At 70.3% G+C, this 12,505-nt stretch carries 15 protein-coding genes; 6 read left to right on the forward strand and 9 right to left on the reverse strand.

The window, feature by feature from the left end; all coding sequences use genetic code 11:
* Positions 1-46 precede the first annotated feature (46 nt).
* Positions 47-1,318 carry an HNH endonuclease signature motif containing protein gene (locus tag AC4PMY_RS06675; protein ID WP_491622277.1) on the forward strand — a complete coding sequence of 424 codons (1,272 nt, stop codon included), beginning with the start codon at positions 47-49 and terminating at the stop codon, positions 1,316-1,318.
* Positions 1,319-1,567: 249 nt separating this feature from the next.
* On the opposite strand, the gene AC4PMY_RS06680 is transcribed toward AC4PMY_RS06675, so the two are convergent.
* A complete protein-coding gene (locus AC4PMY_RS06680) occupies positions 1,568-2,173 on the reverse strand; it encodes a maleylpyruvate isomerase family mycothiol-dependent enzyme (RefSeq protein WP_491622278.1) in 606 nt (201 codons plus the stop codon).
* Positions 2,174-2,193: 20 nt separating this feature from the next.
* The gene (locus AC4PMY_RS06685) at positions 2,194-2,766 is read right to left on the reverse strand and encodes a YdeI/OmpD-associated family protein (protein WP_082916297.1); all 573 of its coding nucleotides are present in this window, start codon (positions 2,764-2,766) and stop codon (positions 2,194-2,196) included.
* Positions 2,767-2,851: 85 nt separating this feature from the next.
* On the opposite strand from AC4PMY_RS06685, the gene AC4PMY_RS06690 reads away from it, so the two are divergent.
* Positions 2,852-3,814 (forward strand): proline dehydrogenase family protein, encoded by a 963-nt coding sequence (locus AC4PMY_RS06690; protein WP_491622279.1) that lies wholly within the window; start codon positions 2,852-2,854, stop codon positions 3,812-3,814.
* On the opposite strand, the gene AC4PMY_RS06695 is transcribed toward AC4PMY_RS06690, so the two are convergent.
* The 7 genes from AC4PMY_RS06695 to AC4PMY_RS06725 all read right to left on the reverse strand — a co-directional run bounded on the left by AC4PMY_RS06695 (position 3,815) and on the right by AC4PMY_RS06725 (position 9,972).
* Positions 3,815-4,354 (reverse strand): flavin reductase family protein, encoded by a 540-nt coding sequence (locus AC4PMY_RS06695; RefSeq protein WP_079001123.1) that lies wholly within the window; start codon positions 4,352-4,354, stop codon positions 3,815-3,817.
* 59 nt (positions 4,355-4,413) lie between these two features.
* Entirely contained in the window at positions 4,414-4,836 is a 423-nt protein-coding gene (locus tag AC4PMY_RS06700) for an HIT family protein (protein ID WP_491622280.1), read from the reverse strand.
* A 40-nt stretch (positions 4,837-4,876) separates the two neighbouring features.
* Positions 4,877-5,383 (reverse strand): DUF6328 family protein, encoded by a 507-nt coding sequence (locus AC4PMY_RS06705; protein WP_071261746.1) that lies wholly within the window; start codon positions 5,381-5,383, stop codon positions 4,877-4,879.
* A gap of 70 nt (positions 5,384-5,453) precedes the next feature.
* Positions 5,454-6,788, reverse strand: coding sequence for an APC family permease (locus tag AC4PMY_RS06710; RefSeq protein ID WP_491622281.1), 1,335 nt, complete (start codon positions 6,786-6,788; stop codon positions 5,454-5,456).
* An 81-nt stretch (positions 6,789-6,869) separates the two neighbouring features.
* Positions 6,870-7,454 (reverse strand): SRPBCC family protein, encoded by a 585-nt coding sequence (locus tag AC4PMY_RS06715; protein WP_064297061.1) that lies wholly within the window; start codon positions 7,452-7,454, stop codon positions 6,870-6,872.
* A gap of 35 nt (positions 7,455-7,489) precedes the next feature.
* The gene (locus AC4PMY_RS06720) at positions 7,490-8,968 is read right to left on the reverse strand and encodes a phytoene desaturase family protein (RefSeq protein WP_491622282.1); all 1,479 of its coding nucleotides are present in this window, start codon (positions 8,966-8,968) and stop codon (positions 7,490-7,492) included.
* Between the two features lie 5 nt (positions 8,969-8,973).
* On the reverse strand, positions 8,974-9,972 hold the full coding sequence (locus AC4PMY_RS06725) for an SDR family oxidoreductase (protein WP_491622283.1): 999 nt from the start codon (positions 9,970-9,972) through the stop codon (positions 8,974-8,976).
* Between the two features lie 208 nt (positions 9,973-10,180).
* On the opposite strand from AC4PMY_RS06725, the gene AC4PMY_RS06730 reads away from it, so the two are divergent.
* From AC4PMY_RS06730 to AC4PMY_RS06745, 4 genes are all read left to right on the forward strand, one after another.
* Entirely contained in the window at positions 10,181-10,885 is a 705-nt protein-coding gene (locus AC4PMY_RS06730) for a GAF and ANTAR domain-containing protein (protein ID WP_491622284.1), read from the forward strand.
* A complete protein-coding gene (locus AC4PMY_RS06735; RefSeq protein WP_491622285.1) occupies positions 10,882-11,622 on the forward strand; it encodes an ANTAR domain-containing protein in 741 nt (246 codons plus the stop codon). The genes AC4PMY_RS06730 and AC4PMY_RS06735 overlap by 4 nt, the downstream gene beginning before the upstream one ends.
* A gap of 169 nt (positions 11,623-11,791) precedes the next feature.
* Entirely contained in the window at positions 11,792-11,992 is a 201-nt protein-coding gene (locus AC4PMY_RS06740) for a DUF2795 domain-containing protein (RefSeq protein WP_158596586.1), read from the forward strand.
* 190 nt (positions 11,993-12,182) lie between these two features.
* On the forward strand, positions 12,183-12,488 hold the full coding sequence (locus AC4PMY_RS06745; protein WP_064297056.1) for a DUF7882 family protein: 306 nt from the start codon (positions 12,183-12,185) through the stop codon (positions 12,486-12,488).
* The last annotated feature ends 17 nt before the right edge of the window (positions 12,489-12,505 follow it).

Raw genomic sequence — 12,505 nt, forward strand, 5'->3', positions numbered from 1 at the left:
GCGACTCGGCATCTGGAATGTCAGTGGTCCATGATGCACTTGTTCCATGACCGAGACCTCCTCCGCCGCGATCCGCGTCGGCGACGAGTACGCCGCGCAGCTCGCGGAGTTCTCGGACGAGTGGGCGGAGCTCCACCGCCAGCAGGCCGTCCTGGACGCACGCAAAGCGCGCCTCCTCGCCCGCTCCGCCGCCTACGCGGACGCCTTCGCCGACGCCACGGTCCCGGCGATCTTCCCGCCCGCGGAACGCCAGGCGCTCTCGCGCCGCTCGACGTGTGCGGCCCTCGCCATCGCGACGCGCACGCCCGAGCAGACGGTCCAGCGGGCGACCAATGACGCCGAACGTCTCGTGAACGACGTCCCATCAGTCCTGGCGTCGCTCGAGGCCGGTCGCATCTCGGCACGGCACGCGCAGACGATCATCGACCAACTCACTGACGTCCCGGTAGCCGGGCGGGCGGTGTTCCTCGCGGAAGTCCTGCCGGTCGCCGAGGAGACGACCAACGCGAACCTTCGCAGGCGCGCCCGCGTCCTGCGCGAACGACTCCACCCCGAGTCCATCACCGCCCGAGCCGTCCGCTCCGAGGCCGACCGCCGGGTCGAGTTCGAACCCGCCGCCGACGGCATGGCGTGGGTGCACCTGTTCACGACGGCGCCCATTGCGCAGGGCATCGCCGAGCGCATCGAAGCCGCCGCGGCCGAATCGCGCCAGGCCGGCGACATCCGCAGCTGCGCACAACTGCAGGCCGATGCCCTCGCGGCCCTCGCGCTCACCGGCGTGACCCCGGGAGACGTTGCGTCCAGCCCGGTGCTCCCGCACCCGATCGAGGTCCAGGACCACATCGCACCGACCGTGCAGATCACGGCCCCTGCGCTGAGCATGGCCGGCGTGAGTGATGCCCCGGCCACGCTCGACGGGTATGGTCCCATCGACCCGGAGACCGCGGCACGCATCGCGGTGAACGCGCCCAGCTTCACCCGGATCCTCGTCCAACCGGAAACCGGTGCGGTCCTTTCCGTCGGCCGGCATCAGTACCGGGTTCCGGCCGATCTGCAACGGGCAGTGCGCCTGCGGGACGGCACCTGTAGGGCACCGGGCTGCGCGAGGCGAGCCAGAGCCTGCGACCTCGACCACTCGGTCGCGTGGGAAGACGGAGGCACGACAGATGTCGCGAATCTCGCCTGCCTGTGTCGACATCACCACCGCATGAAGCACCTGCCGGGGTGGAACCTCGACCATCAGCCGGGCGGGGTCCTCGAGTGGACGACACCCGACGGGAAGCAGTATCGGACCGAGCCAGATCCCGCACCATTCTGACCCCGCCGGTCCCTGAGCCTGTCGAAGGGTTCCACGTGAGCACTTCGACAAGCTCAGTGACCGGGAAACGTCCGTCCGCATCGGTTCGGTTCCCGAGCTGTGCTGCACTTCGACAAGCTCAGTTACCGGAAGAGGGGTGCCCGAACCGTTCCGGTCCCTGAGCCTGTCGAAGGGCAGCCGAGCCGAGTCACATCAGTGCCCGGGAGCAGCCTGCCCGTGCAACTCCGTGCCCCACGCCCTGCCCCGCGCTCACCTTCCGGGCAGAGCCGGCCCGGTCGCTCGCCCTGACACCGCGAGCAGCAGGTCGAGCGCCGATCCCCGGACCTCGTCGCCCTCACCCCAGCTCGTGCCGGCGTCCTCGGCGACGAGCCGGACGCCCTGGGCGCGTTCCTTGCCGCCGCCCATCGAGACACCGGTCCGGAGCTGGTACTCCAACGCCACCATGACCGCTGCTGTCGGGTACCCCGCGCGGATGCCGAGCGGCCGACGGACGTCCTCGCCGTGCACGATGGCCTCGACGAGCCTGGTCGCGAGGTTCGCCGGCGGGGTGCATGTCAGCTCGGTGGCGTCCGTCAGAGCCCGGAGCGTCTCCTGCGGGTCGTTCCTCCGCTCCCGCTCGACCCCGCGCGCGTTGTCGAGGTCGAAGTCGAACCGCGCGGCGACGAGTCGTCGGACGAATCCCAGCCGCGTCGTCTTCGCCGAGTCGACGAGATGGGCCACGACGTCGTGCACATCCCATCCCGTGCACAGCGACGGCGTCCCCCACTGCTCGTCGTCCAGCACCGACAGATCCGCGGCCAGCCGCCGACGCTCCTCGTGGACGACCGGCCAGACCGTTCCTGGTGAAACCCGCATCCCCGCCGATCCACTCACCATCAGCGGTAGTGCTGCTCGCCCCGGGCGGCCTTCTCGACCACGTCGGCGATGCGCGCGGCCCTGATCGCGGGCGTCTTGATGTTGCTCAGGCGGAAGAAGACGCGGAAGCGGTCGGTGCGGCCGAGCGTCGCGAAGTACGCCGCCGCCTCGGGGTTCGCATCGAGCGCCGCCTGGAGATCATCCGGTGCGACGGCGTCCTTCTGCCGGTACGCCACATCCCACCGCCCGTCGGCCTTGGCACGCTCGATCTCCGCGAGCCCGGCAGGACGCATCCGCCCCTCCTCGATGAGACGGGCGACGTGCTCCCGGTTGATCTGCGACCACGGGCTGTTCTTCCGCCGCGGAGTGAACGCCTGCAGCGTGTAGTCGTCGTCGAACCGTTTGCTCTGTCCGTCGATCCATCCGTAGCAGAGGGCGACGTCGAGCGCTTCCGACCAGGTGATCCCCGACGCCTTCGACGTCTTCTTCCGCAGCTTCAACCGAACGCCCGCGTCGCTCGGCGCACCGGCGAGGTAGGCCTCCCACTCATCGAGCGTGAGGTCCAGGATCGGTTTCTCCTCGAAGCTCGCCACGGGAGCGAGCGTAGCGCGCACGGGCGACGCAGCCCAGACCTCGGTGCCGTCCGAACCGTCACCCAGGACTGGATAGGGTCGAAGCATGCTGATGAACGACGAGACGCTGTCGCGCGCCGCCGACACCCTGCGGGCCTGGGCCCTCGACGAGGACCTCAAAGCGCGAGTCCTCGCCCACCCTGAGGCTGCCGCCGTCGCCAAGCGGGCGGCCCTGCGATACATCGCCGGCGAGGACGCGGCTTCCGCATTGCGGCTCCTCGAAGCGAACACCGACCGTGGGCACCGCTGGAGCATCGAGCTCGTCGGCGAGTCCGTCCGCGACGCACGTGTCGCAGACGAACAGACCGCCGAGTTCGTCGACCTCGCCCGCCGGATCAGGGAGTCCGACCAGACCGCGACGATCTCGCTCGACCTCTCCCACATCGGTTCAGTCGTCTCCCCCGAGCTCGGCCTGCGCAACGGCCTGGCGCTCGCACAGGCGGCACGGGATGCCGACACCTCGCTCATGATCTCCGCCGAGGGTTCCGACCGCACGGACCTGGTGCTGTCGATCTTCGAGCAGATCGCCGATGCCTTCCCGGAGACCGGCGTCACCCTGCAGGCGCGACTGCACCGCACCCCTGCGGACCTCGACCGCGTGCTGGATCGGCCAGGGCCGATCCGCATCGTCAAGGGTGCCTTCCTCGAATCGACCGAGGTCGCTCACCCCCGTGACTCCGCACCGATGACCGCCGCCTACATCGGCATGGTCACGCGACTCGTGGGGTCGGGTCACCGTGTCAACGTCGCCACCCATGACGCGAACCTCGTCGCCGCACTCGAGGGTGCGCTGGGCGACGATCTCCGTCAGCCGCACGTGGAGTTCGAGATGCTCCAGGGACTCGGCACCGAACTCCTCGACGACCTCCGCCGCCGCGGGTTCACGACGCGCGAGTACCTCGTCTACGGACCCGAGTGGTGGCTCTACGTCCTCAACCGGATCGCCGAGCACCCCGAGCGGGTCATCGAGGCGATCGCCGACATCGGCCCGATCGCGCTCCTCGCCTGATCAGCCGAGCGGGTCGGACTCCAGGCGGTGGAAGTTGCGGTTCTGGTAGACGAGCGCCGGCGCGTCCGTGCCGGGCGGGATGACCTCCAGCACCTCGGCGATGACGAGCATCGAGCTGCCGGCCGGGACCGTCTGTACAATCCGGCAGCGCAGTGCCGCCCGGGCGCTCGGCAGGTAGGGCTCGCCGGTCGCGAGTCGCTCCCAGTGCTGTTCCGGCGTGAAGCGCGGCTCCCCCGTCTTGGCGAACGCCTTCGCGACCTCCAGGTGGTGGTCCGCCAGGAGGTGGACGACGACCGTTCCCGCACTGAGCAGTCCGCCCGCGGACCCCGTCGCTCGCGTGACCGAGAAGGACAGCATCGGCGGGTCGACGGCCACCGATGCGACCGATGACGCCGTCAGCCCGACGTCTCCCTGATCGGTCGAGGCACTGATCAGTGCGACGCCGGCCGGGTGGTCACGGAACGCCGTCTTGAACCCGTCGACGGTCGCGGCGCGGGCGAGGGCATCGGGATCAGCGGACGGCGTGGTGGGAATGGTCATGCTTCAACCGTAGAACCTCAATCGGTCTTGAGGTCAACTCAAGGCGCGGCGATCTCCGGCTACTCGAACATCTCCGCCAGGAACGCATGTGGGTCGCCGTCGACCCGGTGCTCCGAGCGGCCCTCGGGCCAGAACGTGACCCCGTCGTCATCCCAGCACGGGACGACGTGGAGATGGAGGTGGGGGACGCTCTGCCCGGCGTCGGCACCGGACGCGCTCAGCACGACGACGCCGGTCGCCCCGAGCGCCGCCCGCATCGCGCGTCCCACCCGCTGAGCGAGGGCCGTCGTCGCCTGCAGGGCTCGCGGATCGGCGTCGAGCAGGCCGACGCTGTGCGCCCGAGGCACCACGAGGGTGTGGCCGGGCGCGAGTTCCGACTCGGGCAACGGCCGGAAGGCGACCGCCTCGTCCTCGCGCTCCACCCAGATGACGTCGTCGGGCTCGTCACGCAGGATGCGGCAGAAGGTGCAGGTGTCGGGCATCGTCCCATTCTCGGGGCTCACCACGGGGGCGTCGATCATCTCAGGACACGCGGTCGCGCGCACCCCGGATCAGGCGCGGGCCGACGATCCACACCAGCCCGATGACGACGACCACGGCGCCACCCGCCCACAGCCCGACCGCAGGTGATGCGACGAAGTCGAAGACGAACAGGACGATCCCCGCGAACAGCAGCGACGCCGCCCCGAGACACACCATGAGGATCCTGCTGGACAGCCGCACCAGCTGTGGTTTCTCCAGTCGCCCGAAGACGAGCCGGTGCATGATGACCGGTGCGAGCGCGAGGAGCGTCACCGTCACGGCCAGGACCACGAGGACGAGGTACAGCACGTGGTCGAATCCACTGAGCTCGGTGAACCGCGGCTGGAACGGCAGCGTCAGCAGGAATCCCGCGAGGATCTGTGTGCCCGTCTGCAGGACACGGAACTCCTGCAGCAGCTCCGACCAGTTGCGGTCCGATCGTTCGTTCAGCGTCTCGTCGCGACCGTCCCCGGGCGATGCGTCGGCTGAGCCCCTCCCGTCAGGCATCAGCTGACCCCGTCACCCGACACACCTCGTCCAGACCGCATGGAGGGATGGTACCGCCGTCAGCTGCTCCTCACACCGCTTCCGGCGCCTTCCGCCGTCGGACCACACGCGTGATCGCGTAGAGCACGACGCCGACCGCGACGATGATGCCGCCACGCAACCAGACCTCGGCGCTCTGCTGCGTGAGGAGGACGAGGCATGACAGGACCGCGAGGACCGGCAGGACCGTCCACGCACGGAAGTGGGCGTGCTCGACGCGCTCGCGCCGCAGGACGAGCACCGCGATGTTCGTGCTGAGGAAGACGATGAGCAGGAGCAGGACGACCGTCTCGGCGAGCGTCGCGATACTGCCGGTGGCTGTGAGGACCATCGCGACACCCGTGGTCACGATGATCGCGACCCACGGCGTACCGCGCTTCGGGAGCACCTTCGTGAAGACGCTCGGCAGCAGACCCTGCGAGCCCATGCCGTAGGCGAGCCGGCTCGACATGATCATCGTGAGCAGCGCACCGTTCGCGACCGCCACGAGCGCGATGATGCTGAACAACCACGCGGGGATGCCGACGCCGGTCGCCTGGATCACGGTCAGGAGCGGACCGGTCGATTCGCCGAGTTCGTCGGAGGGCACGGCGATCGAGGCCGCGGTGCCGACGAGGACGTACAGCACGCCGGCGGTCGCAAGGGCGCCGAACAGCGCCTTCGGATAGACCCGCGACGGGTCCTTGACCTCTTCGATGACGTTCGCACTCGTCTCGAACCCGACGAAGGAGTAGTAGGCGAGCAGTGCCGCACCGAAGACGGCGATGACGGGGCTGCCACCCTCAGCGAACTGCGTGGCACGACCGAGGTCGCCCCGGCCTCCGCCGAGCATCATCGCGACCGCCACCACGACGAGGACGAGGCCGGTGGTCTCGATCATCGTCATGACCAGGTTCGCCCGGACGGACTCCTTGATGCCGCGGGCGTTGATGAGCGCGATCACCAGGAGGAACAGCACGGCGCCGAGGACCGGCGGCAGGTCGACGAAGGTCGCGAGGTAGTCACCGGCGAAGGCCAGCGCCAACCCGGACGCACTCACGACACCCGCGGCGAGCATGCAGTATCCGACGAGGAAGGAGACGATCGGCCGCTTGTAGGCGCGCTCGGCGAACACGGCCGAACCACCCGCCTTCGGGTACTTCGTGACGAGCTCCGCGTAGGAGGCCGCGGTGAGCAACGCCAGCAGCAACGCGACGATCATCGGGACCCAGGTGACCCCGCCGACCTCCCCGGCGATCTGGCCGATGAGGGCGTAGATACCCGCACCCAGGACGTCTCCGAGGATGAACAGGTAGAGCATCTTGCCGGAGATGTCGCGTTTGAGCGTGGACGGAGGATCAGCCCTGGTGGTGTCGGTCGAGGTCATCCGCGCAACGGTACGGCAGCGGTGAAACCCCGCCCCGTGCTTGCTATCCCGGCGCGGTTGTGCGTCGGCGTCGGATCGACGTCAGTGACGGGCGAGCTTGCGCGCCACCGCGACCACCGGCACGGCGACGACGAGGACCGACGCCACCCGCGCGAACAACGACCGCTTCGGGAACTCGGCGTCCTCGCGGTCTTCTGCCGTCGGTTCGGCCGCCTCCACGAGGTGGGTGCCGCCGGCACCGCCCTCGGCGAGGTGGGCGAGTCGGCGCAGCGTCTCGATGTTGCGGATGTGCAGCCCGATGTCGAGGAGCCAGACCGGGATCAGCGCACCAGGGCCCGTCACGGCGTGCTCGTGCAGGTGGACGACGCACCCGCGCTCGTGCGGTTCCACCTCGATGGCGACACGGGCCTCACCGAGCGGCCACCCCTTCGGCTGGATGACGAACCGGTGCGGAGCATCCCACTGGAGCACGGTGGTCTCGTCGTCCAGCACCGCCGGCCAGACACCGAAGGAGTGGTGCAGCTTCCCGCCCACATGCGGCCACCGGTCACCGACGTCACGCATGCGGGACGCACCGACCACCCACGCCGGAAAGAGCCAACCGTCGGCGAGGACGGCGAAGACGCGGTCGGGCGGGCAGTCGAAGACCTTGGTGGTGTGGGACACGGTGGTGTTCCTTTCGCTGGAAGCGGGGACGGAGGTCAGGAGGGGCGCGCGGTTCGGTCTGGCGCGAGCGACGGCATGCGGTCGCGACCGAACACCGAGCGGAGGGCGCTGCGGGCGGCGTGCCAGCCGGCGAGACCGTGGACGCCCGGGCCGGGTGGGGTCGACGAGGAGCACAGGAAGATCCCCGGCGTCGGCGTCCGCCACGGGTCGTTCGAGAGCACGGGACGCGCGACGAGCTGGGCGAAGGTCGCAGCGCCGGCGGCGATGTCGCCGAGGACGTAGTTCGGGTTGTACCGCGCCATGTCGCGGGCGGTCATCGACGCCGACGTCAGGATCACGTCGCGGAACCCGGGGGCGAAGCGCTCGATCTGCCGGGTGATCGCCTCGGTCTGGTCGAGACCGGACCCGCTCGGCACATGCGTGTAGGCCCAGAGGACCTGGGCGCCACCGGGAGCGCGACCAGGATCGCCGACGTCGGGCTGCGAGACGAGGACGTAGGGCGACTCGCTGTGCCGCCCGCGGGCGACATCGCGCTCGGCGGCGGCGATCTCCGGGCGGGTGCCGCCGAGGTGGAGCGTGCCGGCCCGCGCCAGTTCCGGGTTCGTCCACGGGACGGGACCTGAGAGTGCGAAGTCGACCTTGGCCACGCCGTCGCCGTACCGGAATCGGGAGAGACGACGGAGGTACGCGTCGGGCAGACGACTGCCCGCGATCTCGGCGAGCGCCTTCGGGGTCGTGTCGAACAGGACGGCACGCGCGGACGGCAGTTCGTCGATGGAGCGCACCTCGGTTCCGGTGACGATCTCACCGCCGTGGGCCAGCAGGTCGTCCGCGAGCGCGTCGACGATCGCCTGGCTGCCGCCGACGGGGATGGGCCAACCGCGGGCGTGCGCATACGCGCCGAGCGACAGGGCGGCGGCCGAGGTGGACAGGCTCGGCATCGGCCGGATGGAGTGGGCGGCGACACCGCTGAGCATCGCCGGAGCGGTCTCCTCACGGAACCGGAGGTTCCAGGCCGGGCTGCCCTGCTCGAGCGCGCGGAGGCCGAAGCGCGCGACCGTGACCGGGTGGCGCGGCACCTGCAGGAGCTTGCCGCCGGTGAACTGCGAGACGCGGTCGGCGTCGGCGGCGAGCGGTCCCATGAGCGAGCGCCAGACCCCGCCGTCCCGTCCGAGGGCGTCGGCGGTGCGGTCGATGTCGCGGTAGGCGATCCCGGCCCGGCCACCGTCGAGTGGGTGGGCGTAGGAGATCTCCGGCACGACCAGGTCGATGCGGCGCTCGAGGCCGAAGGACCGGAAGAAGCCCGAGGCGAGCGCCATCGGGTGGACGGCGGAGCAGATGTCGTGGTGGAAGCCGGGCAGCGTCAGCTCGGCGGTCCTGGCACCACCGCCGATCGTGTCGCCTCGCTCCACCACCTGCACGTGCAGGCCGGCTCGTGCGAGGGTCACCGCGGCGGCGAGCCCATTGGGCCCCGCGCCGACGACCACCGCGTCGAACTGCTCGCGCCGCGCCATCGCGCTCAGCGCCGCTTCGCCGCGCCGGCCACGAGGGCGACGCCCGCTGCGAGGGTGCCGGCAGCCGCCGCGTACACCCCGCGACGGTGGCGGATGGCCCAGGTCTGCGGGCTCCACGAGTGGGCCTTGTCGCTGAACACGCCGCGGGCGCCGTGGTCACCGGAGGCCGGCGTGTAGACGTTGTCCGGCAGGCGCGGATCGTGCTTGTCCGGTGCGAGCTGCCCGGAGTATCCGGTCCTGGCGAGGAACCAGTCGAGGAAGCCACCGGCGAAGCGGTCGCCGAGGATCGTGCCGACGGTGGACTCGCCCACCCAGGTGCGTCGCCGCGGGCGGTCGGCGACGTCCGCGATGGCGGTCGCGCCCACCTCGGGCTGGTAGATCGGCGGCACCGGCTGCGGGTGCTCGGGCAGCTGCGACTTCACCCAGCTGAACTGGATGGTGTTGAGCGCCGGCATGTCGACGGTCGAGAGTTTGACGTTACTGCCGTCGTGGAGGAGCTCGGCGGTGACCGACTCCGTGAACCCGCGGGCACCGAACTTCGACCCGCAGTAGGCGGCCTGCAGCGGGATGCCGCGGTGGGCGAGGGCGGAACCGACCTGGATCACGTGCCCCCGGTCGCGCGGGACCATGCGCGAGAGGGCGGCCCTGGTGCCGTTGACGAAGCCGAAGAAGTTGACGGCGACGGCGCGCTCGAAGTCCGCCGGTTCGGTCGTGAGGAAGTCCCCGAACACACCGACCATGGCGCAGTTCACCCACAGCTCGATCGGTCCGAGTTCCGCCTCGACCCGGTCCGCCGCCTGCTCGACGGCCTCCCGGTCGGCCACGTCCGTCGGCACGGCCAGCCCGCGACGTCCGGCCCGCTCGACCTCGGCGACGGTGGCTGCGAGTCCGTCCTCGCCACGGGCCAGGATCGCGACGTCCCAGCCACGGGCGGCGAGTTCGCGGACGGTCGCACGACCGAGCCCTGCGGTTCCGCCGGTGACGACGGCGACCCCGCGGCTCATCGCGCCGACCGATCGGCTGCTGCGGACCGCTGGGCGGAGGGGCGCGGAGAGGGTGTCGTCGTCAGAGGCATGACGCCACGTTAGGCGAATCCACCCCGCCGGGGCGGCCCCTTGCTTTCCCAGGTAGGACGGATCACCACCCGGCGATCGCGGCGGGATGGCCGTACGATGAGCGGATACCTCCCTCGACCCCGGAAGGAATGCGGACATGAGCGACACCTTCGCCATCGTGTACAGCGCACTCGACCGGGTCGACGAGGACGACCAGCTGGTGGAGCCGATCCTCCGGCTCATACCGCTCAGCGGTGTCTCGATCGCGACGCTCGGCGACACCCTGAGCCCCGAGACGATCGCAGCGAGTGACGAGCAGATCGCGCTGCTCGACGAGCTCCAGTTCGACCTCTCGGAGGGCCCCTCCTGGGACGCGGTCGGCAGCGGCCGCCCGGTGCTGGAGGAGGCCGTCAAGCGGACCGGCTACGACTCCTGGCCGTCGTTCACCGAGGCTCTCCGCGACCACGCGGTCGGCTCCATCTTCGCCTTCCCCCTCCGCGTCGGGCCGCTCCAGGTGGGCGCGGTCGAGCTGTACGACACCGAGGAGCGCACGCTGGACACGCAGGCGGTAGGGGACATGATGTCCCTCACCCGCCCGCTCAGCCGGTACGTCCTCCGCCGCACCCTCGAACTCGCGAGTCTCCCCGACACGGCGCAGCTCAAACCCCACGCCCGACGCCGGATCCACCAGGCGACCGGATTCGTGATCGCGCAGCTCGGGCTCTCCCCCGACGACGCCCACCTGCTGATCCAGGCTCAGGCCTTCGCCCAGAATCGCTCGATGTCGGAGGTCGCGGAGGACATCCTCGAACGTCGCACCGGCTACGTGCTGCGCGACGAGACGATCGAAGACGAGCGATGAACGCGCGCGGCGACGACGGGACCGGTTCCGAGCTCCGTCACTCGACCGCCCTGCTCGACGTGTTCGCGACGCTCGCCGACACCCTGGTGGACGACTACGACGTGGTCGACCTGCTGCAGATCCTGGTCGATGCCAGCGTCGACCTCCTCGACGTCCAGGCCTCGGGCATCCTCTTGGCGGATCCGCACGGCGACCTCGAGCTGATCGCGTCGACCAGCGAGTCCGGGAGGCTCGTGGAACTCATCCAGCTGAGTGCCGACGAAGGCCCGTGCATCGACAGCTTCCGTGCGGCGACGCCGGTGTCGATCCCCGAGATCGCCGCGGTCGCGAGCGACTGGCCGAGGTTCGCCGAGGTCGCGGCGACCGCGGGGTTCCGGTCGGCTCATGCCTTCCCGCTGCGACTCCGCCGGACCACCATCGGCACCCTGAACCTGTTCCGCACGGCTTCGGAGGCCTTCGACCGGTTCGAGTCACGGGCCGCGCAGGCGATGGCCGACGTGGCGACCATCGGCATCCTGCACGAGCGCACCCTTCGTGAGAGCGACATGACCCGCGGTCAGTTGGAGTCCGCGCTGCAGTCGAGGGTCGTCATCGAGCAGGCGAAGGGCGTCGTCGCCTACACCGCTGCGATCTCGGTGGAAGCGGCCTTCGAGGTGATCCGCAAGTACGCGCGGAGTCGCCGTCGTCCGTTGGCGGACGTCGCCCGCGACATCGTGGAGCGTCGCCTCGAGCTCTGAGGATGCAGCGTACCCGAACGGGTAGCAGCTCGACGGCGGAAAGGCAAGAGCGCGCCGAACGGTCGAACGGCGACGACACTCGAAGGAGGGCACGGCGGTCCGACGACCGGTCGACGCAGCCGTCCCGCCTGACATCGGGTGCCACGACGCGCCCAGAGAGGAGATGCTCGTGTTCACCGAGCTCGACGAATTCCTACGCGGCATGGAGTACCCCTGCCGCCCCAGCGACCTGACGCGTGAGGCCCGCCGCGACCTGCTCCCGACCCACCTCGTGGAGGCGCTCCGCTCGCTCCCCGAGCGCAGCTACACCAGCCGCTGGGACGTCCTGCACCGCACCTCGATCGCGGAGGCGCTGCCGATCAGCGTCTGAGCGATCGCGCACCACGACTGAGCGGCACCGGCATCGCGCCGGTGCCGCTCCGTCGTGTCAGGTCCACCGACCGACTCCACCGGCCGGACAGGTCGGAGATCATGCGGCGGTTCGCAACCCCCTCGGGCATCGTGGCGGTTCGTCGGGGCCGGGCCTACCGTAGGAAGCCGAGAGCGGAGCAGGAGGACCCATGGGCAAGATGATCTACGACGCCGAGGTGTCGGTGACGTTCGACGACCGGGTGCTCGCACACCTGCAGCAGGTCATCGGCGCCAAACTGCGTCGCGGTGAGGGGTTCTACTTCGGGTGGAAGGACGACCCGCGGGCCGGCGACGGCCGGACGACGATCTGGCTGCACCCCGCGATGTCGCTGCGATTCAAGTACGCGGGCAGCGTCCCCGTCGAGCTCAACCGCGCATGGCTCGACGCGCTCGCCGTCAGCGCCGACTCGAACCACGGCCTGGTGCTCGTCCCGGAACCGGGTCCGCGCGTCTGAGGCTCCACAAGCCCTGA

The organism is Plantibacter sp. MDV22-iso1 (genome assembly GCF_058408345.1).

Bases quoted from the DNA above. Each gene is read 5' to 3' on its own strand.
- AC4PMY_RS06675 (WP_491622277.1), top strand. From the start codon at position 47: ATGACCGAGACCTCCTCCGCCGCGATCCGCGTCGGCGACGAGTACGCC.
- AC4PMY_RS06680 (WP_491622278.1), bottom strand. From the start codon at position 2,173: ATGCGGGTTTCACCAGGAACGGTCTGGCCGGTCGTCCACGAGGAGCGT.
- AC4PMY_RS06690 (WP_491622279.1), top strand. From the start codon at position 2,852: ATGCTGATGAACGACGAGACGCTGTCGCGCGCCGCCGACACCCTGCGG.
- AC4PMY_RS06695 (WP_079001123.1), bottom strand. From the start codon at position 4,354: ATGACCATTCCCACCACGCCGTCCGCTGATCCCGATGCCCTCGCCCGC.
- AC4PMY_RS06700 (WP_491622280.1), bottom strand. From the start codon at position 4,836: ATGCCCGACACCTGCACCTTCTGCCGCATCCTGCGTGACGAGCCCGAC.
- AC4PMY_RS06705 (WP_071261746.1), bottom strand. From the start codon at position 5,383: ATGCCTGACGGGAGGGGCTCAGCCGACGCATCGCCCGGGGACGGTCGC.
- AC4PMY_RS06710 (WP_491622281.1), bottom strand. From the start codon at position 6,788: ATGACCTCGACCGACACCACCAGGGCTGATCCTCCGTCCACGCTCAAA.
- AC4PMY_RS06720 (WP_491622282.1), bottom strand. From the start codon at position 8,968: ATGGCGCGGCGCGAGCAGTTCGACGCGGTGGTCGTCGGCGCGGGGCCC.
- AC4PMY_RS06725 (WP_491622283.1), bottom strand. From the start codon at position 9,972: ATGAGCCGCGGGGTCGCCGTCGTCACCGGCGGAACCGCAGGGCTCGGT.
- AC4PMY_RS06730 (WP_491622284.1), top strand. From the start codon at position 10,181: ATGAGCGACACCTTCGCCATCGTGTACAGCGCACTCGACCGGGTCGAC.
- AC4PMY_RS06735 (WP_491622285.1), top strand. From the start codon at position 10,882: ATGAACGCGCGCGGCGACGACGGGACCGGTTCCGAGCTCCGTCACTCG.
- AC4PMY_RS06745 (WP_064297056.1), top strand. From the start codon at position 12,183: ATGGGCAAGATGATCTACGACGCCGAGGTGTCGGTGACGTTCGACGAC.